The 20,085-nt window shown below is 62.3% G+C and carries 18 protein-coding genes and 1 other RNA gene; 16 read left to right on the plus strand and 3 right to left on the minus strand.

The window, feature by feature from the left end:
• Positions 1-72 precede the first annotated feature (72 nt).
• From PI93_RS04010 to PI93_RS04020, 3 genes are all read left to right on the plus strand, one after another.
• Positions 73-2,457 (plus strand): 3-hydroxyacyl-CoA dehydrogenase/enoyl-CoA hydratase family protein, encoded by a 2,385-nt coding sequence (locus PI93_RS04010; RefSeq protein ID WP_052240624.1) that lies wholly within the window; start codon positions 73-75, stop codon positions 2,455-2,457.
• Between the two features lie 17 nt (positions 2,458-2,474).
• Positions 2,475-3,674, plus strand: coding sequence for an acetyl-CoA C-acyltransferase (locus PI93_RS04015; protein WP_039369816.1), 1,200 nt, complete (start codon positions 2,475-2,477; stop codon positions 3,672-3,674).
• A gap of 210 nt (positions 3,675-3,884) precedes the next feature.
• A complete protein-coding gene (locus PI93_RS04020) occupies positions 3,885-4,652 on the plus strand; it encodes an enoyl-CoA hydratase (protein ID WP_039369818.1) in 768 nt (255 codons plus the stop codon).
• Positions 4,653-4,764: 112 nt separating this feature from the next.
• On the opposite strand, the gene PI93_RS04025 is transcribed toward PI93_RS04020, so the two are convergent.
• Complete coding sequence (locus PI93_RS04025; RefSeq protein ID WP_039374277.1) at positions 4,765-5,184, minus strand: acyl-CoA thioesterase; 420 nt, start codon at positions 5,182-5,184, stop codon at positions 4,765-4,767.
• A 203-nt stretch (positions 5,185-5,387) separates the two neighbouring features.
• Here PI93_RS04025 and PI93_RS04030 point away from each other — a divergent pair, with 203 nt between their 5' ends.
• From PI93_RS04030 to PI93_RS04060, 7 genes are all read left to right on the plus strand, one after another.
• Entirely contained in the window at positions 5,388-7,292 is a 1,905-nt protein-coding gene (locus PI93_RS04030) for an ABCB family ABC transporter ATP-binding protein/permease (RefSeq protein ID WP_039374276.1), read from the plus strand.
• A 133-nt stretch (positions 7,293-7,425) separates the two neighbouring features.
• Positions 7,426-8,382 (plus strand): LysR family transcriptional regulator, encoded by a 957-nt coding sequence (locus tag PI93_RS04035; protein WP_039374275.1) that lies wholly within the window; start codon positions 7,426-7,428, stop codon positions 8,380-8,382.
• Positions 8,383-8,669: 287 nt separating this feature from the next.
• Entirely contained in the window at positions 8,670-9,956 is a 1,287-nt protein-coding gene (locus PI93_RS04040; protein ID WP_039374274.1) for a Glu/Leu/Phe/Val family dehydrogenase, read from the plus strand.
• Positions 9,957-10,120: 164 nt separating this feature from the next.
• The gene (locus tag PI93_RS04045; protein ID WP_039374273.1) at positions 10,121-11,029 is read left to right on the plus strand and encodes a glutamate/aspartate ABC transporter substrate-binding protein; all 909 of its coding nucleotides are present in this window, start codon (positions 10,121-10,123) and stop codon (positions 11,027-11,029) included.
• 108 nt (positions 11,030-11,137) lie between these two features.
• The gene (locus tag PI93_RS04050) at positions 11,138-11,878 is read left to right on the plus strand and encodes an amino acid ABC transporter permease (RefSeq protein ID WP_039374272.1); all 741 of its coding nucleotides are present in this window, start codon (positions 11,138-11,140) and stop codon (positions 11,876-11,878) included.
• Positions 11,878-12,558 carry a glutamate/aspartate ABC transporter permease GltK gene (gene gltK, locus PI93_RS04055; RefSeq protein WP_039374271.1) on the plus strand — a complete coding sequence of 227 codons (681 nt, stop codon included), beginning with the start codon at positions 11,878-11,880 and terminating at the stop codon, positions 12,556-12,558. Before PI93_RS04050 ends, gltK begins: the two co-directional genes overlap by 1 nt.
• A complete protein-coding gene (locus PI93_RS04060; protein ID WP_039374270.1) occupies positions 12,555-13,280 on the plus strand; it encodes an amino acid ABC transporter ATP-binding protein in 726 nt (241 codons plus the stop codon). Before gltK ends, PI93_RS04060 begins: the two co-directional genes overlap by 4 nt.
• Positions 13,281-13,383: 103 nt before the next feature.
• On the opposite strand, the gene PI93_RS04065 is transcribed toward PI93_RS04060, so the two are convergent.
• Positions 13,384-14,214, minus strand: a complete 831-nt coding sequence (locus PI93_RS04065) for a class II glutamine amidotransferase (RefSeq protein WP_039374269.1) — start codon at positions 14,212-14,214, stop codon at positions 13,384-13,386.
• Positions 14,215-14,414: 200 nt separating this feature from the next.
• Here PI93_RS04065 and pyrC point away from each other — a divergent pair, with 200 nt between their 5' ends.
• From pyrC to rnpB, 3 genes are all read left to right on the plus strand, one after another.
• Positions 14,415-15,452 (plus strand): dihydroorotase, encoded by a 1,038-nt coding sequence (gene pyrC, locus PI93_RS04070; protein ID WP_039374268.1) that lies wholly within the window; start codon positions 14,415-14,417, stop codon positions 15,450-15,452.
• A 26-nt stretch (positions 15,453-15,478) separates the two neighbouring features.
• Positions 15,479-16,303 carry a DUF3025 domain-containing protein gene (locus PI93_RS04075; RefSeq protein ID WP_039374282.1) on the plus strand — a complete coding sequence of 275 codons (825 nt, stop codon included), beginning with the start codon at positions 15,479-15,481 and terminating at the stop codon, positions 16,301-16,303.
• Between the two features lie 77 nt (positions 16,304-16,380).
• Positions 16,381-16,790: RNase P RNA component class A (rnpB, locus tag PI93_RS04080), an RNA gene on the plus strand.
• Between the two features lie 70 nt (positions 16,791-16,860).
• Here the strand turns inward: rnpB and PI93_RS04085 are convergent.
• Positions 16,861-17,283, minus strand: coding sequence for an OsmC family protein (locus tag PI93_RS04085; RefSeq protein ID WP_039374267.1), 423 nt, complete (start codon positions 17,281-17,283; stop codon positions 16,861-16,863).
• 651 nt (positions 17,284-17,934) lie between these two features.
• Here PI93_RS04085 and rplM point away from each other — a divergent pair.
• The 3 genes from rplM (at position 17,935) to argC (ending at position 19,994) form a co-directional block, all read left to right on the plus strand.
• Entirely contained in the window at positions 17,935-18,363 is a 429-nt protein-coding gene (gene rplM, locus PI93_RS04090; RefSeq protein ID WP_010805091.1) for a 50S ribosomal protein L13, read from the plus strand.
• A 9-nt stretch (positions 18,364-18,372) separates the two neighbouring features.
• Positions 18,373-18,768, plus strand: coding sequence for a 30S ribosomal protein S9 (gene rpsI / locus PI93_RS04095; protein WP_010805092.1), 396 nt, complete (start codon positions 18,373-18,375; stop codon positions 18,766-18,768).
• Positions 18,769-18,950: 182 nt separating this feature from the next.
• On the plus strand, positions 18,951-19,994 hold the full coding sequence (argC, locus tag PI93_RS04100; protein ID WP_039374266.1) for an N-acetyl-gamma-glutamyl-phosphate reductase: 1,044 nt from the start codon (positions 18,951-18,953) through the stop codon (positions 19,992-19,994).
• The last annotated feature ends 91 nt before the right edge of the window (positions 19,995-20,085 follow it).

A 20,085-nucleotide genomic window follows, 5' to 3' on the forward strand; every position in this document is an offset into this window, starting at 1 on the left:
GAGGAGATCACCGTGAGTCAAACCAATAAACCCCTGGTCGTGCGCAAGGTTGCCGTGCTGGGCGCCGGCGTGATGGGCGCGCAGATTGCCGCTCACCTCGTCAACGCGAAAGTGCCCGTTGTCCTGTTCGATCTGCCGGCCAAGGAAGGCCCGAAGAACGGCATCGTCACGCGCGCCATCGACGGCCTGAAAAAGCTGAGCCCCGCGCCGTTCGCCGACAAGGCCGACGCGCAATACATCGAAACGGCGAACTACGAAGACGACCTCGAGAAGCTCGCCGGCTGCGACGTGGTGATCGAGGCGATCGCCGAGCGCATGGACTGGAAGCATGACCTGTACAAGAAGGTCTCGCCGCATCTGGCCAAGCATGCCATCTTCGCATCGAACACGTCGGGTCTGTCGATCACCGAACTCTCGGAAGGCTTCGATGCCGACCTGAAGTCGCGCTTTTGCGGCGTGCACTTCTTCAACCCGCCGCGCTACATGCATCTGGTCGAGCTGATTCCGACCGCCACGACGGCGCCGGCGATTCTCGATCAACTCGAAACGTTCCTGACGTCCACGCTCGGCAAGGGCGTGGTGCGCGCGAAGGACACGCCGAACTTCATCGCCAACCGTGTCGGTGTCTTCTCGATTCTGGCGGTGTTCGCCGAAGCGCAGAAGTACGGCATCCCGTTCGATGTCGTCGACGACCTGACCGGCAGCAAGCTCGGCCGCGCGAAGTCGGCCACGTTCCGCACGGCCGATGTGGTCGGTCTGGACACGATGGCGCACGTCATCAAGACGATGCAGGACGGCCTCAAGGACGATCCGTTCGCACCGACATATGCGACGCCGCCCGTGCTCAAGGCGCTGGTAGAGAAGGGCGCGCTGGGCCAGAAGACCGGCGCCGGCTTCTACAAGAAGGAAGGCAAGGTCATCAAGGTGCTCGACCCGCAATCGGGCGAGTATGTCGAGTCGGGCAAGAAGGCCGACGAGATGGTCGTGCGCATTCTGAAGAAGGCGCCGGCCGAGCGACTCCGTTTGCTGCGCGAGTCGACCCACCCGCAGGCCCAGTTCCTGTGGGCCGTGTTCCGCGACGTGTTCCACTACATCGGCGTGTATCTCGAGCAGATCGCCGACAACGCGCGCGACGTGGACTTCGCCATTCGCTGGGGCTTCGGCTGGAGTACCGGACCGTTCGAAGACTGGCAGGCCGCCGGCTGGAAGGAGATCGCGCAGTGGGTGCAGGAAGACATCGATGCCGGACACGCACTGTCGAAGGCACCGTTGCCCAAGTGGGTGACGAGCGGCAAGGTGGCCGAGGCGGGCGGTGTGCACACCGCTGAAGGCTCGTATGCGCCGGCCAGGGACGCCTTCGTGCCGCGCAGCACGCTGCCGGTGTATCAGCGTCAGGTGTTCCCGGCATCGCTCGTGGGCGACGCCAGCGCCGATCCGCGCAAGTTCGGCAAGACCATCGAAGAGAACGACGCCGTGCGTCTGTGGGTCGACGAAACCCCGGGTCAGGACGACGTGCTCATCGTCTCGTTCAAGTCGAAGATGAACACCATCGGGCCGGCCGTCATCGACGGTCTGACCCGCGCCATCGATCTGGCCGAGCAGCAGTATCGCGGCGTGGTCGTGTGGCAGCCGACCTCGCTCAAGCTCGGCGCGCCGGGCGGCCCGTTCTCCGCCGGCGCCGATCTGGAAGCCGCCATGCCTGCGTTCATGATGGGCGGGGCCAAGGGGATCGAGCCGTTCATCAAGAAATTCCAGGACGGCATGATGCGCGTGAAGTATGCGCAGGTGCCGGTCGTCTCGGCGGTCTCCGGCATTGCGCTGGGCGGTGGCTGCGAACTGCTGCTGCATAGCGCCAAGCGCGTGGCGGCGCTCGAGAGCTACATCGGTCTCGTGGAAGTCGGCGTCGGCCTCGTGCCGGGCGGCGGTGGTCTGAAGGAAGCGGCGATTCGTGCAGCGGAAGCGGCCAGCGCGGCGGGCAGCGTGCAGTACCTCCAGTTCGTGACCAAGTCGTTTACCAACGCCGCGATGGCGAAGGTCTCGGCTTCGGCACTCGATGCCCGCGAGATGGGATATCTGAAGCCGACCGACACGATCGTCTACAACGTGCACGAACTGCTGTCCGTGGCCCGCAACGAAGCCCGTGCGTTGGCCGTCTCCGGCTATCGTCCGCCGCTCAAGCCGGCAGGCATTCCGGTCGCCGGTCGGTCGGGCGTCTCGACGATCAAGGCGTCGCTGGTGAACATGCGCGACGGCAACTTCATTTCGGCGCACGACTTCCTCATTGCGTCTCGCATTGCCGAAGCGGTGTGCGGTGGCGACGTGGAGGCCGGCAGCCTCGTGAACGAAGAATGGCTGCTGGCGCTCGAGCGTCGTGCCTTCATCGAATTGCTGGGCACGTCGAAGACCCAGGAACGCATCATGGGCATGCTGCAAACCGGCAAGCCGGTGCGCAACTAAGCCGATCGGAGACTGACATGAGCAAACAACTGCAAGACGCCTATATCGTTGCCGCCACGCGTGCACCGATCGGCAAGGCACCCAAGGGCAGCTACAAGAACACCCGTCCGGACGATCTGCTCGCGACCATCCTCAAGAGCACGCTCGCGCAGGTGCCGGATCTCGATCCGAAGGTAATCGAAGACGCGATCATCGGTTGCGCGATTCCCGAAGCCCAGCAAGGCCTGAACGTGGCGCGTATCGGTGCGCTGCTCTCCGGTCTGCCGAATACGGTGGGCGGCGTGACCGTCAACCGTTTCTGCGCCTCGGGTCTGACGGCGCTCGCCATGGCCGCCGACCGCATTCGTGTGGGCGAAGCCGACGCGATGTTCGCAGGCGGGATTGAGAGCATGAGCATGGTGCCGATGATGGGCAACACGCCGTCGCTCTCGCCGTCGATCTTCGAGCGCGACGAGAACGTGGGTATCGCCTACGGCATGGGGCTGACCGCCGAGAAGGTGGCGCAGCAGTGGGGCGTGACGCGCGAAGCGCAGGACGCTTTCGCGCTGGCGTCGCACCAGAAGGCCATCAAGGCTCAGCAAAGCGGCGAGTTCACCAACGAGATCACGCCGATCGAGATCGTCGAGCGATTCCCGAATCTGGCCACCGGTGAAGTGTCGATCAAGACGCGCACGCTCTCGCTTGACGAAGGCCCGCGCCCCGATACGTCGCTCGAAGGGTTGGCCAAGCTGCGCCCGGTGTTTGCGAACAAGGGCTCGGTCACGGCAGGCAATAGCTCGCAGACGTCGGATGGCGCGGGTGCGCTGCTCGTCGTCAGCGAGAAGATCCTCAAGCAATTCAATCTCACGCCGCTGGCCCGTTTCGTGTCGTTCGCCGTGCGAGGCGTGCCGCCCGAGATCATGGGCATTGGTCCGAAGGAAGCCATTCCGGCCGCGCTGCGCGCCGCGGGCCTCACGCAGGACCAGATGGACTGGATCGAACTGAACGAAGCCTTCGCGGCGCAGGCACTGGCCGTCATCAAGGATCTGGACCTCGATACCAGCAAGGTCAACCCGATGGGCGGCGCGATTGCTCTGGGTCACCCGCTGGGCGCGACAGGTGCGGTTCGGGCAGCGACCGTGGTGCACGCGCTGCGCCGTCACAACCTGAAGTACGGCATGGTGACGATGTGCGTGGGTACCGGCATGGGCGCTGCGGGGATTCTGGAGCGCATGTAAGGGCAGACGTCGTCGGCCGTTGGCGGATATTGGGCAGACTTCCGGCAGATTGGCAGACGACGGCTCGGAGCGCCGGGGTGCGGTTTCGCGAATGCGTGGCCGCCCCCGGCGTTTTCATCGATAGCGGACGATGATCCGGCCTGACCGGATGGTCGAATTGAGGGATCGACGGACTCACCGATTCCCGGCAACTCCGAGGAGACAGAAGCGATGGAAGACGTATTGGTGCAGCGTCAGGGCGCCGTGCAGGTGCTGACGTTCAACCGGGCGCACAAGAAAAACGCGATTACTGCGGCCATGTATCAGGCCGTCGCCGAGGGCATTGCCGAAGCGGAGGCCGATCCGTCGTTGCGCGTGATCCTGATTCAGGGGCAGCCAGAGGCCTTCTCGGCGGGCAACGACCTCGAGGATTTCCTGAAGCACCCGCCGAAGGACGACGACGCGCCTGTGTTCCAGTTCCTGCGGGCAATCAGTCAGGCGACCAAGCCGATTGTGGCGGCCGTGGCGGGCAATGCGGTCGGCGTCGGCACGACGATGCTGCTGCATTGCGACGTGGTGTATGCCGCGGACACGGCGCGTTTCTCGTTGCCATTCTCGCAACTGGCGCTGTGTCCGGAGGCGGCGTCGAGCTGGCTGCTGCCGCGCGTGGCGGGCTACCAGCGTGCTGCCGAGAAGTTGCTCTTCGGTGAGCCGTTCGACGTGAACGAGGCGGTAGCGATGGGTTTCGTCAATCGCATCGTGCCGGCGGCCGAACTGGCGGAGTATGCGGCGAAGCGCGCCGCACAATTGGCGGCCATGCCGGCGGGATCGCTGCGCGTAACCAAGCAGTTGATGAAGGGCGATAGCGCGCGCGACATTCAGGAGCGCATTCGCGACGAAGCGCTCGAGTTCGGCAAACGGCTGGTGTCGCCCGAAGCGCGCGAAGCCTTCACGGCCTTCTTCGAGAAGCGCAAGCCGGACTTCAGCCAGTTCTCGTAACGCGCATCAGAGGGACTGCCGCTGCTGGCGTCATCGACGCACGGGCGGGTCAAAACACGAACGCCGCACGCCTCGTCCCGCGAGGCGTGCGGCGTTTGCCGTTGACGGGGGCTCAGCTTGGCGTTTCGAGCTTGGGCAGCGCGCGCGGACGGCGGTTTTCGTCGGTCGCCACATAGGTCACCGTCGCTTCGGTGACTTTGACGATCTCATGCGACAGGCGCATGCGCTGTGCGTATGCCTCGACGTAGACGGTGATCGACGTGTTGCCCGTCTTCGTGATCTTGGCGTAGAAGCTCAGCAGATCGCCGACGAACACGGGCTGCTTGAACAGGAACGAGTTGACGGCGATGGTGGCCACGCGGCCGTTGGCGCGCTGCGCAGCGGGGATCGAACCGGCAATGTCGACCTGCGCCATGATCCAGCCGCCGAACACGTCGCCATGGGCATTGGCATCGGCAGGCATTGGCATGACACGCAACGCCAGTTCTTCTTTTTCGGGCAGCGCCGTGAGGGCAGGGGTCGGGATACTCATGAGATTCCTTGCGTGAGCCGGAAAAGCCGGAAACAGCGGGGAAGATGGGAATCGCAGGCGACACCCGTCATTCCGAGGCCCGCCTCAGGCGGGAGGGCCGCCCGGCGTCGGCTCAGCATGAGACGCCGGGTTCTGCGAAAATACGCCATCGACGATTTTAGCGGAAAGCCCTCTCGCGAGCCGGACGCCGCCCCAACCCCATCATGAGACGTTTCACTCCGGCCGAGCCTGCGCCGGTGGCCCCCGGCGCCCGCAAGCCTTCTCGCGGCGACTGGCAAGTCATCAAGTCGCTGTTTCCCTATTTGCTCGAATTCCGTGGACGCGTGGCGCTGGCCCTGTCGTGCCTCGTGCTCGCCAAGGTGGCCAACCTGGGCGTGCCCATCATCATGAAGCACATCGTCGACGCGCTCGGCCCGGTGGCGGCGCTCTCGGCCACGGCCCGCGCCACGGGCGATGCGAGTCTGATCGTCGTCGGCAGTCTCGGCCTGCTGGTCATCGCCTACGGGATCGTGCGCCTGTCCACGTCGCTTTTCACCGAGCTGCGGGAAATTCTGTTCTCGAAGGTGACGGAGAGTGCGGTGCGGCAAATCGCGCTCAAGGTGTTTCGTCACCTGCACGCGTTGTCGTTGCGCTTTCATCTGGAGCGCCAGACAGGCGGGATGAGCCGCGATATCGAGCGTGGCACGCGAGGCATCCAGTCGATGATCTCGTATTCGCTCTACAGCATTCTGCCGACGCTCATCGAAGTGGCGCTCGTGCTCGGTTTCTTTGTCGTGCGTTACGACGCCTTCTACGCCATCGTCACGCTCATCGCGCTCGCGTTCTACATCGTGTTCACGGTGAAGGTCACGGAGTGGCGCACGCACTTCCGGCGCACGATGAACGAACTCGACTCGAAGGCCAATGCCCGCGCCATCGATTCGCTCATCAACTACGAGACGGTGAAGTATTTCGGAAACGAAGCGTTCGAGACCCAGCGTTACGACGAGAACCTCAAGCGCTATCGTGCGGCGGCGATTCGCTCGCAGAACTCGCTCTCGGTGTTGAACTTCGGGCAGCAGGTCATCATCGCGACCGGGCTGATCGCGATTCTCTGGCATGCCACGCAAGGTGTGATGAGCGGGCGCATGACGCTCGGCGATCTGGTGCTCGTCAACACGTTCATGCTGCAGCTCTACATTCCGCTGAACTTTCTCGGGGTGATCTATCGCGAACTCAAGCAGGCGATGACGGACATGGACCGCATGTTCACACTGCTCGACGTGAACCGCGAAGTGGCCGATCCGCCGGGCGCACCACCGCTCGTCTGTCGCGGCAGCACGGTGCGCTTCGAGCATGTGAATTTTGGCTACGAGACGTCGCGCCAGATTCTGCACGACGTTGATTTCACGGTGGCTGCGGGCACGACCACGGCAGTCGTCGGTCACAGCGGCTCGGGGAAATCGACGCTCTCGCGCCTGCTGTTCCGCTTCTATGACGTTGGCTTCCCCGGAGTGCCCGCCGGGCGCATCACCATCGACGCCCAGGACATTCGCGACGTGACGCAGGATTCGCTGCGTGCGGCCATCGGCATCGTGCCGCAGGACACCGTGCTGTTCAACGACACCATCTACTACAACATTGCCTACGGCAATCCGTCGGCATCGCGCGAGCAGGTCATTGCGGCAGCGCGTGCGGCGCATATCCACGACTTCATCGAAAGCCTGCCGGCCGGTTACGAGTCGATGGTCGGCGAGCGTGGCCTCAAGCTCTCCGGGGGCGAGAAGCAGCGCGTGGCGATTGCCCGCACCATCCTCAAGAATCCGCACATTCTGATTTTCGACGAGGCGACCTCGGCGCTGGACTCGCGCTCGGAACAGGCGATCCAGTCCGAGTTGCGCAGCATCGCCCGCGAGCGCACCACGCTCGTCATCGCGCACCGCCTCTCGACGGTCGTGCACGCGGCGCAGATCATCGTGCTCGACAAGGGCCGCATTGTGGAGCGTGGCACGCACGACGAGTTGCTGCGTGCCGAAGGGCTTTACGCGCAGATGTGGGCGTTGCAGCAGCAACGGCGTGGCGGAGAGGGGGATGCCGAGGCATCGCATTTCGCGACGGTCGTGTCCTGAGCAGCGGCGGGCCGGCGGCGGGTAGAGGGACGGGCAGGGCGCCGGGTGGCCACGGACGATGGGCGCGGGCCTGTCATCCGGGCGGGCGATTGAGTAGACTAGCGCGCTGAGATCGCCGACGCCGGAGCGCCGCATGGAAATCAAATGGCTCGAGGACTTCGTGTCGCTCGCCAAGACGAACAGTTTCAGCCGTTCGGCCGAGTTGCGCCATGTGACGCAGCCGGCGTTCTCGCGCCGCATCCAGTCGCTCGAGGCGTGGCTTGGCAGCGAACTCATCGACCGCTCTAGCTACCCAACGCGCCTGACCCCGGCCGGTGAGGTGTTCTACGAGCAGGCGCTCGCCTTGCTCTCTCAGGCGCAGGAAGCCCGCGCGCTGTTGCGCGAGCAGCGCTCAGCCGATCATTCGGTACTCGATTTTGCAGTGCCGCACACGCTGTCGATGACGTTCTTCCCGCGTTGGCTCAAGACGCTGGAAAAACGCATGGGCCTGTTGCGCAGCCGTCTGCGTGCGCTCAATGTGCACGACGCTGCCATGTCGCTCACCGATGGCGGCTGTGACCTGCTGATGTGCTATTACCACCCGAGCCAGCCACTGCAACTCGACGCGTCACGCTACGAGATGATCGTGCTCGGCAGCGAGCGCTTCAGCCCCTACAGCGCCCCGACGGCGCAAAAGCGCGCCCGGTTCAAGCTGCCCGGCACACCCGAGGCGCCGGTGCCTTATCTCGCCTACACCTCGAATGCCTACCTGGGGCGGATGGCCGATCTGCTCGCCGGGGATGCCTCGAGTTCGCCCTACCTCGACAAGGTGTACGAGACGGATATGGCCGAAGCCCTCAAGGCCATGGTGCTGGCCGGGCATGGCGTGGCGTTTCTGCCGGAAAGCGCCGTGGTCGATTCGGTCGCACGCGGCGAACTGATCGATCTCGCCCCGCCGGGCAAGGCGGCCGCGCCGTGGCATCTGGACATGGAAATCCGGCTGTACCGGGACCGCCTGGCCTATACCGACGCCAGCAACCGTCGCGAGCGCACCAAGCGCGACGTCGTCGAAGCGTTCTGGCAGGCCGTGCGCGATCAGGTCAAAGGCTGACGCTGTTTCGGCGCAACAGCCCGGCAACGGGGCATTTCCCACCATTGCCGGGGAAAGACCTGTCCCAAAGTAGGGTCTCGCAAGGCCCTGGGAATTCGCAGGGGTTCGCAGGCATTCGCGTGGCATAAGGGCGAAATAGCCGTCAGGTCAAAACTATGCATGAAATGCATAGATGCATGTTTATTCGGCATTGGATTGTTCTTTGCGGTTCTTTGTAAAGTGCCAGCCATTCGTGTCGCAAGCACGGTATGTGCGTGCGGCGCCGATTGAAGCCGGAGAATCCAACAATGTCGCAAACGTCACATGCCTTGCCCTCCTACCTCGACGCCGAGCACCTCGGCCCGTGGGGTAACTACCTCCAGCAGGTTGACCGTGTCACCCCCTATCTGGGCACGCTCTCGCGCTGGGTCGAAACGCTCAAGCGCCCGAAGCGCATTCTGATCGTCGACTGCCCGATCGAACTCGATAACGGCACCATCGCCCATTTCGAGGGCTATCGTGTCCAGCACAACACCTCGCGCGGCCCCGGCAAGGGCGGCGTGCGCTTCCACCAGGACGTTACGCTCTCCGAAGTCATGGCCCTGTCGGCCTGGATGTCGGTCAAGAACGCCGCCGTGAACGTGCCGTATGGCGGCGCCAAGGGCGGTATCCGTGTCGACCCGCGCAAGCTCTCGCGCGGCGAACTCGAGCGCCTGACGCGTCGTTACACCAGCGAAATCAACATCATCATCGGGCCGACGAAGGACATTCCGGCACCGGACGTCAACACCAATGAGCAGATCATGGCGTGGATGATGGATACCTACTCGATGAACGAGGGTTCCACGGCCACGGGCGTCGTCACCGGCAAGCCGATCTCGCTGGGTGGTTCGCTGGGCCGCCGTGAAGCGACCGGCCGCGGTGTGTTCGTGGTGAGCTGCGAAGCGGCCCGCCGTCTGGGCATGGACGTGCGCGGCGCGCGGGTGATCGTGCAGGGCTTCGGCAACGTGGGCGGTATCGCTGCCCGCCTGTTCCATGAGGCCGGCGCCCATGTCATCGGCGTGCAAGATCACACCGGCACGATCTACAAGTCGGACGGCCTCGATGTGGCGAATCTGCTCAAGCACGTTGCCGAGACTGGCGGTGTGGGCGGTTTCCCGGCAGCCGAGACCATCAAGGACGATGAATTCTGGTCGCTCGACTGCGAATTCCTGATCCCGGCGGCACTGGAAAACCAGATTACCGAGAAAAACGCCGACAAGATCCGTGCGAAAGTCGTGGTCGAGGGCGCCAATGGCCCGACGACGACGGCCGCCGACGACATTCTGCGCAGCAAGAACATTCTTGTCGTGCCGGACGTGGTGGCCAACGCCGGTGGCGTGACCGTCTCGTATTTCGAGTGGGTTCAGGACTTCTCGAGCTTCTTCTGGACCGAGGAAGAGATCAATCACCGCCTGGAGCGCATCATGCGCGAGGCGTTCGATGGTGTGTGGAATGTGGCGCAGGAACACAAGGTTTCGCTGCGTACCGCTGCATTCATCGTGGCGTGTACCCGTATCCTGCAAGCCCGTGAGATGCGCGGCCTGTACCCCTGATCGGCGGTGCTGTCGAGCTAAGTAGTAATACGCATTAATGCGTATAAACAGAATGTTCGGGGCGATTTACGTCAAAAAAGACGTACGTTCCGGACATTCGAGAATAAAAAAATGGGCAAATGCAGTGCTAAAATGCATTCGTTTTGTGCCAAGGAGACCAAGGAATGACCCTCTCGAAAATTGCGTTGGCGATGTGCTGTGTGGGCCTGATGGCAGGTGCTGCTCAGGCGCAAGAAAGCGGTACCCTCAAAAAAATCAAGGACACAGGCATTATCTCGCTGGGAAACCGCGAGTCGTCGATCCCGTTCTCTTTCTATGACAACAACCACAATGTCGTCGGCTATGCCAACGATGTGGCCATGGCGATCGTTGCCGAAGTCAAGAAGGAACTGAAGCTGCCGAAGCTGGATGCCAAGCAGACCCCGATCACGTCGCAGAACCGCATTCCGCTGGTTCAGAACGGCACGATCGATATCGAGTGCGGTTCGACCACGAACAACGCCGATCGTCAGAAGCAGGCTGCGTTCTCGAACACGTTCTTCATCATCGGCACGCGTCTGCTGGCGAAGAACAGCTCGGGCATCAAGGATTTTGCTGACCTGAAGGGCAAGAACGTCGTGACCACGGCGGGTACGACCTCCGAGCGTCTGCTGCGCGAGATGAACCAGAAAGAAAACCTGGGCATGAACATCATCAGCGCCAAGGACCATGGCGAAGCCGCGATTACGCTGCACTCGGGCCGTGCCGTTGCGTTCATGATGGATGACGCCCTGCTCGCCGGTGAGCGTGCCAAGTTCAAGGACGCCAAGGACTACAGCATTGTCGGCAAGCCGCAATCGTACGAAGCCTACGGCTGCATGATGCGCAAGGACGATCCGGCCTTCAAGAAGCTGGTCGACAAGGCCGTTGCGGACTACCAGAAGTCGGGTCAGGCACAAAAGGACTACGCCAAGTGGTTCCAACAGCCGATTCCGGCACTCGGTGGCGTGAACATGGACTTCCCGCCGTCGGCCGAAATGGCCTCCCTGTGGAAGTCGCCGAACGACAATGCTGACGTTCAGGGCGCCAAGTAAGCCTCACGGCTTGCTGGATCGCTGAGCACCGTCAGTGCGTAATGCCGAAGCGGAAGGAGTCAATCCTTCCGCTTCTTTTTAAGCAAGACAAGTAGAAAAGGGGAGATCATGGCTCTCGGTCTCGATTTCAGTTTTTTCTTCCAGCCGGTTGCCACCGGTGAGGGCACGACCTACTTCGGGTGGTTGCTCTCAGGCTTCAAGCTCACGCTTGCGGTCGGCCTCGGCGGCTGGATCATTGCGCTAATCGTGGGCTCCATGCTCGGCGTGATGCGTACCGTTCCCAACAAATGGATTTCCGGCTTCGCGGCAGGGTACGTGGAGCTATTCCGGAACATCCCACTGCTCGTGCAGTTGTTCTTCTGGTACTACGTGGCGCCCGACTTTTTGCCCGAAGGGGTGCGTCAGTGGTTGTTTGCGCTCAATCCGGCCAATGTTTCGCTGCTGACCGGCGTGGTCGGCCTGGGGCTCTTTACGGCAGCCCGGGTATGCGAGCAGGTGCGCTCCGGTATCAATTCGCTGCCCAAGGGACAGAAGAATGCCGGCTTGGCCATGGGACTCACGCTGCCGCAGACGTATCGTTTCGTGCTGCTGCCGGTGGCCTTCCGCGTGGTGATTCCGCCAATCACCTCGGAATTCGTCAACATCTTCAAGAACTCGGCCGTGATCTCGACCGTGAACCTGCTCGAACTCACGGGGCAAGGCAAGCAGCTCATCGATTACACGGCGCATAGCTACGAGTCGTTCATCGCTGTGACGATCGCGTACATGATCATCAACATCGTCGTGCTCACGTTCATGCGTTGGCTCGAATCGAAGACCCGCCTGCCGGGCTACATCGGGGGCAAATAATGGGTGAAATCTTCGCTTGGGGCGGTGCCATCGACGCGATGCCGCTGCTCATCAAGGGCATGATCACCACGCTGCAGGTCACGGCGCTCGCCGTGGTCGTGGGCATCGTCTGGGGCACATTGCTCGCGATGATGCGCCTGTCCGGTGTGACGGTGCTGAAGTGGTTCGCGGATCTGTACGTGAACGTGTTTCGCTCGATCCCGCTGCTGATGGTGCTGCTGTGGTTCTTCTTGATCGTGCCGCAGGTGCTGCGTTCGTTGCTCGACGTGCCGCCGACATGGGACATCCGGATGGTCTCGGCACTCGTGGCCTTCTCGCTGTTTGAAGCGGCGTATTATTCGGAAATTATTCGTGCGGGTATCCAGAGCGTGTCGCGCGGGCAGTTGTCCGCCGCCTCCGCACTGGGCATGTCGTACTGGCAGGCGATGGGTCTTGTGGTGCTGCCGCAGGCGTTCCGCAACATGGTGCCGCTGCTGCTCACGCAAGGCATCATTCTGTTCCAGGATACGTCGCTCGTGTACGCGATCGCCTTGTCCGACTTCTTCGGCATGGCGTATCAGGTGGGCCAGCGGGACGGTACGCTACCCGCGATGATTGTGTTTGCCGGAACGGTCTACTTCGTGATCTGCTTCTCGGTTTCGATGTTGGTTAAACGTCTTCAAAAGAGGTTGGCGAAATGATTACCCTTAAAAACGTCTCCAAGTGGTACGGCCAGTTCCAGGTGCTCACGGACTGCTCCACTGAAGTCAAGAAGGGTGAAGTCGTGGTGGTGTGCGGCCCGTCGGGTTCGGGCAAGTCCACGCTCATCAAGACCGTCAATGGTCTGGAGCCGATCCAGCAAGGCGAGATCATTGTCGACGGCACCTCGGTTGCAGACCCGAAGACGAACCTCGCCAAGCTGCGCTCGCGCGTCGGCATGGTGTTCCAGCACTTCGAACTGTTCCCGCACCTGTCGATCACCGAAAACCTGACGCTCGCCCAGATCAAGGTGCTTGGCCGCAGCAAGGAAGCCGCGCGTGACAAGGGCCTGAAGTTGCTCGAACGCGTGGGCCTGAAGGCGCATGCGCACAAGTTCCCTGGCCAGCTCTCGGGCGGTCAGCAACAACGTGTCGCCATCGCCCGTGCGCTGTGCATGGACCCGATCGCCATGTTGTTCGACGAGCCGACCTCGGCGCTCGATCCGGAAATGATCAATGAAGTGCTCGACGTGATGGTCGAACTGGCTCACGAAGGCATGACCATGATGGTGGTCACGCACGAAATGGGCTTCGCCAAGAAGGTCGCGAACCGCGTGATCTTCATGGATCAGGGCATCATCGTCGAAGACGACAAGAAGGACGAGTTCTTCGCGAATCCGAAGTCGGACCGCGCCAAGGACTTCCTGGCCAAGATCCTGCACTGATTCCGGTCGGTCGCAGGAACGAAAAAAGCGTGCCTTCGGGCACGCTTTTTTTATGGCCGCCGCAAACGCAGACCGTCTGCAAGGCGTTTGTGCGCCGCAGCGCTTACTGGCAGGCGGTGTTCTGCGCGTTACGCAGGCGCACGGCTTCGGGGATGGGCACCACGGTGCGCAGTGACGGTGCGCCCTTCTCGAAGAGGATCAATTCGCCTGGCTCGAAGGTCGTCCAGACTTCGTTATCCGTGAGCGGCGCGGTAGCGATCACCGCAACGCGATCGGCCGGCGTGGTGAACTTCGCGAAATCGATTTCCCAGTCGGCATCGATCAGATGCGCCTTCGTGAACGGCCATTGGCGGGCGATGAAATGCAGTCGCGTCGAGCAGTGGGCGATCAGGGCCTGGCCATTCGAGAGCACGAAGTTGAACACGCCATGACGCGTGATCGTGCGCGTAATGTCTTCAACGGCATGGAATAGCTCGTCGAGTGGCGGCTGCGAACCGGGGAAGCGCTTGCGCAGGCCCTGCATGATGTCGCAGAAGGCGCGCTCGCTGTCCGTCGTCCCTACTGGTTGATAGACGCCCGAGAGAAACGGGTCGTAATCGTGCAGATCGCCGTTGTGCGCAAAGATCCAGTGACGCCCCCACAGCTCGCGCTGGAACGGGTGGCAGTTCTCCAGTTCAACGATGCCTTGGGTCGCTTTGCGGATATGGGCGATGACGTTTTTCGATTTGATGGGGTATTTCTTCACCAATTCGGCGATGGGCGAGTTTGCCGCCGCCTGATGGTCGATGAACAGGCGGCAGGCCTTGTCCTCGAAGAACGCAATACCCCAGCCGTCAGCATGGTGATCCGTGCCGCCCCCACGCGCCGCGAAACCGGTAAATGAGAACGTAATATCGGTCGGTTCCGCGCAATTCATTGCGAGCAGTTGGCACATGGACGGGTAAATCGAAGATTGGCCGCGCACGTCGTGTCTGAGCGCCGCTGCCGTTACAATATGGGGTTGCACAAGCATAGCACCGGCCCCTGTGCACGTACATTCCCGCCCACGAAGTCCGTCGCGCCCACGCGTCACCACGCCGCCGCGCAGGCACGGTTTCACGGGCCAGCAGCCTCCCGAGCCCCCGGAAAACGCCCATGACCACAGAACTCACAATCACTCGTCCCGACGACTGGCACTTGCACGTGCGCGATGGCGCCGTGCTCAAGAGCGTGCTTCCCGACACCGCGCGCCAGTTCGGCCGCGCGATCATCATGCCCAACCTCAAGCCGCCGGTCACCACGACCGAACACGCCGCCGCGTATCGCGAGCGCATTCTTGCGGCGCGTCCGGTCGGTAATACGTTCGAGCCGCTCATGACCCTGTACCTGACCGACAACACGCCGGCCGACGAGATCCGTCGCGCCAAGGCGTCGGGCTTCGTGCACGGCGTGAAGCTGTATCCGGCGGGCGCGACGACGAATTCCGACGCGGGCGTGACCGATCTGGCCAAGTGCCGCGGCGCGCTCGAAGCGATGCAGGAGGTCGGCATGCCGCTGCTCGTGCACGGCGAGGTGACGAGTTCCGACATCGATATCTTCGATCGTGAAAAGATCTTCATCGACCGCGTGATGTCGCCGCTGCGCCGCGATTTCCCGGGTCTGAAGGTCGTGTTCGAGCACATCACGACGAAGGATGCCGCCGAATATGTCGCGCAAGCCGACGGCCCCATCGCCGCGACGATTACCGCGCATCACCTGCTGTATAACCGCAACGCCATCTTCACCGGGGGCATTCGCCCGCACTACTACTGCCTGCCCGTGCTCAAGCGCGAGACGCATCGCGAGGCGCTCGTCAAGGCGGCAACCTCGGGCAGCCCTCGTTTCTTCCTGGGTACCGACAGCGCCCCGCACGCGCGCGGCGTGAAGGAAGCGGCCTGTGGCTGCGCCGGCTGCTATACGGCGCTGCATGCGGTCGAGCTGTACGCCGAGGCGTTCGACAAGGCCGACGCGCTCGACAAGTTCGAAGGGTTCGCCAGCTTCCACGGTCCGGACTTCTATGAACTGCCGCGCAACGCCGACAAGATCACGCTTGTGCGCGAAGACTGGGAACTGCCGGCAGAACTGCCGATGGGCGACGAGACCGTTGTGCCGCTGCGCGCCGGTGAAGTCATCGGCTGGAAGCTCAAGGGGTGAGGGTGGCGGGCGCCAAGGCACCTTGGGTGTCCGCGCCTTCCGGTCTGCCGGAGATCGACTGGCGGGCGCCGTGGTTCGACGCCGTATCGGCGCGAGGCCAGGCCGCATTGGCGGGGAGCGACTGGCGCGAGGCGCTCTCGGCGCAGGCGGCGGCGATGGGGCTGGTGAGCGGACAGGGGCGGGCGCTTCGCTTCGTTGCACAGGAGGATCTGCCCGACGCCACGGCCTACGAGGCGTTTATCGCGGCCACGGGCGGCGTGCCGACGCGCCAGAACCTGCATGACTTCTTCAACGCGCTGATCTGGTTGACCTATCCGCGCGGCAAGGCGGCGCTCAACGCGCGTCAGGCGGTGGCGATTGCGGCCGAAGGTGTGCAGGCGACACGCGGCGCCACCCGCGACGCCGCGACGGTGTTCGATGAGAATGCCATCCTTTTCGCGTGCAGTGATGCCGCGCTCGGACACGCATTGCGGGCTTTCGACTGGCATACGCTGTTCGTGGCGCGGCGCGCCGACTGGGGCCGTGTCTGCGAGGTCCAGCCTTTCGGGCATGCGTTGCTGGAAAAGCTTGTCGCACCGTACAAATCGGTGACGGCACACGCCTGGATCGTGGACGTTCCCCCCGCCTATTTCCGCTGGACGCCGCCCGAGCGCCGGGCCTGGCTTGACGTCCGGATTGCACCGACGCTCGTCGATGCCGCGTGGACCACCCGTGACTTCGCGCCGTTGCCCGTGCTCGGCATTCCGGGCTGGTGTCCGGCGAACGACGACCCGTCTTACTATCTGGACCGGTCGGTATTCCGGCCGGGACGTCGGCAAAAGGGTGAGGCGCCGAGCCGAAGTCGGGGGTGAAGTGGTGAGGCGGCACGATGCCGGCATGCCGTTCGGACGGGCGACGATGGCGCCTCGCGTGATACACTTCGGCCCGCAGAGTCGGCCAGACAATCGCCGCCTCCCATTGGGAGGGGGAGGAAAGTCCGGACTCCATAGGGCAGGGTGATGGCTAACGGCCATCCGTCGTGAGACGCGGAACAGGGCAACAGAGAACAGACCGCCGATGGCCCCTGGCGCAAGCCAGGCGGATCAGGTAAGGGTGAAACGGTGCGGTAAGAGCGCACCGCGGCGTGCGGCAACGCACACGGCACGGTAACCTCCACCCGGAGCAATTCCAAATAGGCAGGTGAGCGGCATTCGCCTTGTGCGGGTGCCGGCAACGGGGCCCCCGGGAGCCTGCGGGTAGGAAGCTTGAGCGGCGTAGTGATGCGTCGCCTAGAGGAATGATTGTCAGGCGCGGCGCGAGTCGCGTTCACAGAATCCGGCTTATCGGCTGGCTCTGCATCCCAATAAGACACAAAAGGCTCCCGGTGGGAGCCTTTTGCGTTTCCGGCACTACCGCCGACCGACCGGTCTCAGCCTTCGACAATCTCGACGCTGTGCGTGAGTTCTGCCGTCTTGGCGAGCATGATCGACGCGGAGCAGTACTTGTCGTGCGAGAGCGTGACGGCGCGCTCCACGGTGGCCGGGTTCAGATTGCGGCCCGTGACCGTGAAGTGGAAGTGAATCTTGGTGAAGACCTTGGGGTCTTCGCTCGCGCGCTCGGCCTTGAGCGTAACGCTGCAATCCTTCACTTCGGCGCGACTCTTCTTGAGAATGAGCACCACGTCGTAGGCGGTGCAACCGCCGGTGCCGACCAGCAGCATTTCCATCGGGCGCGGTGCCTGATTGTGGCCGCCGCCTTCCGGCGCGCCGTCCATCGCGACGATGTGGCCGCTACCCGTTTGCGCGACGAAGGCCATGCCATCCTGGCCCATCCAACTCACCTTGCATTCCATATTTCGAAACCCCGATATCCCGTTCAAGCAAAAATTGTAGCGGCTTCCGCAAACCTGCGTACGATGCCGCCCGCGAACCTCGGAAGCCATCCCGAATGGCTCTGGTTGCTGCGTCGCAATATTGGCGCTTTTTTGATCGGGTTTTCAGAGGGATAAACCCTAAATTTGGGGCGGGGGCTCTAGATCGATGAACGGGGAGTGCGTCTTTTTTCTTGTAATTCGTTGATTTTATTGAAAATAGTGAAGCATTGCTTATTGTGTGTGCATTTCATATTGTGGTGTTGTATTTCGCACTATAAATTTTCTTGCGTCGCACAATCTGATTTGCTAGACTTCAGTCATTGGTTGTTGTGCTTCACAGCAATCCTGCAAGTGTCTCCTCCACCCTCCTCCTTTGGTGGATTTAACCCGGACCCATGAGGTTCGGGTTTTTTTTTGTCCCGCCGGAATCGCGGTTTACTTGGGGCGGTTTACCGGTAGGTGCTTTTTTCTGTATAATCAACGGCTTTTCCGGAAATGCCCACGGAAAAAGCATCAGGGAGAGCCTGCAAGCACAGGACTGCGCCATGCGACGCAAATCGTAAGGACGCGGCCGGCAGACAAGCAGGAAGTTGGTGTTAATGGGGCAAATGCATTTTATTTGGATCGATCATGAAGACGTTTTCCGCTAAGCCGGCAGAGGTGACGCGCGAATGGTTTGTGATTGACGCGACGGACAAAGTCCTCGGCCGTGTCGCCAGCGAAGTGGCACGCCGTCTGCGCGGCAAACACAAACCGGAATTCACGCCGCACGTTGACACGGGTGATTACATCATCATCGTCAATGCTGCCAAGCTGAAAGTTACGGGCGCAAAGCAAACCGACAAGAAGTACTACCGTCACACGGGTTACCCGGGCGGTATCTACGAAACCACGTTTGGCAAGATGCAAGAGCGTTTCCCGGGCCGTGCGCTCGAGAAAGCCGTGAAGGGCATGCTGCCGAAGGGTCCGCTGGGCTATGCGATGATCAAGAAGCTGAAGGTTTACGCCGACGGTAATCATCCGCACGAAGCGCAGCAACCGAAGTCGCTCGAGATCTAAGGGCCAGCCATGTTCAAAAACGATTGGAATTACGGCACCGGCCGTCGCAAGAGCGCTGTTGCTCGTGTGTTCATCAAGGCTGGCAAGGGCGACATCGTCGTCAATGGCAAGCCGATCAAAGAGTACTTCGCTCGTGAAACGTCGCTGATGATCGTTCGTCAGCCGCTCGAGCTGACCAACCACGCTGAAACGTTCGACATCAAAGTCAACGTGTCGGGCGGCGGTGAAACGGGTCAGGCCGGTGCGGTTCGTCACGGTATCACCCGCGCACTGATCGACTACGACGCGACGCTCAAGCCGACGCTGTCGACCGCAGGCTTCGTGACTCGCGATGCCCGTGAAGTCGAACGTAAGAAGGTTGGTCTGCACAAGGCCCGCCGTCGCAAGCAATTCTCGAAGCGTTAATCGCCCGAGTGCTTGTTGGCATCTGCCTCTGGCAGGTGCGGAGAAAGGCCGCCTCGCGCGGCCTTTTTTCTTTTCTTGCCGCGTTTTGCCTGCGTGGAAAGGCGCTGCGACAGGTGCGTTGCCGTCTCACGCGTGTCGTGGAAGCTTGATAGAATCGCGGTTCCGATTGAAAGGGGTAGGACATGGTCAAGGTAGGTATCGTAGGCGGCACCGGCTATACCGGTGTGGAGCTGCTCCGTTTGCTGGCGCAGCATCCGGAAGTGAAGTTGACGGCGATTACCTCGCGCAAGGAAGCGGGCACGCCGGTCGCCGATATGTATCCGAACCTGCGCGGCCGTGTCGACCTGGCGTTTTGCACCCCCGACGATGCCCGTCTGACCGATTGCGACGTCGTGTTCTTCGCCACGCCGCATGGTGTTGCGATGGCGCAGGCGCGCGAGTTGCTCGCTGCCGGTGTGCGTGTGATCGACCTGGCGGCGGACTTCCGCCTGAAGGACATCGCCACGTTCGAAAAGTGGTACGGCATGCCGCATGCCTGCCCGGACATTCTCGAGGAAGCCGTGTACGGCCTGCCCGAGATCAATCGTGAGCAGATCAAGCGCGCCCGCGTGATCGGGCTGCCGGGCTGCTACCCGACGTCCGTGCAACTGGGCTACGCGCCGCTGTTCGCCGGTGGACGCAAGCTGGTTGATCCGAAGCACCTGATCGCCGACGCCAAGTCGGGCGCGAGCGGTGCCGGGCGTAAGGGCGAGACGTCGCTGATCCTTGCGGAGACGGCCGACAACTTCAAGGCTTACGGCGTGAAGGGCCATCGCCATCACCCGGAAATCAAGCAGGGTCTCGAGGCGATTGCCGGCTACGACGTGGGGCTGACGTTCGTGCCGCACCTGCTGCCGACGATCCGTGGCATTCACTCGACGCTGTACGCGACGATTCTGCCTGAAGCCCGCGACACCGACTTCCAGGCGCTGTTCGAGACGTATTACGCGGGCGAGCCGTTCGTGGACGTGCTGCCGGCCGGCTCGATGCCGGAAACGCGCTGGGTGCGCGCATCGAATTATGTCCGTATGGCGGTGCATCGCCCGGGCAACGAAGACACGCTGGTGATCCTCGTCGTCGAGGACAATCTGGTCAAGGGCGCGTCCGGTCAGGGCGTGCAGTGTATGAACCTGATGTTCGGCCTGCCGGAGAACATGGGGCTGACCCATATTCCCGTACTGCCGTAACGGTATTTATCGTTCCTAAGCCCTTGATTTACCGACCATCGGCACAATTTTGGAATAGGGACTAGAATGGTACCGAACCGATTTATGGAGA

It is taken from the genome of Pandoraea fibrosis (assembly GCF_000807775.2).
Lineage (GTDB): Bacteria > Pseudomonadota > Gammaproteobacteria > Burkholderiales > Burkholderiaceae > Pandoraea > Pandoraea fibrosis.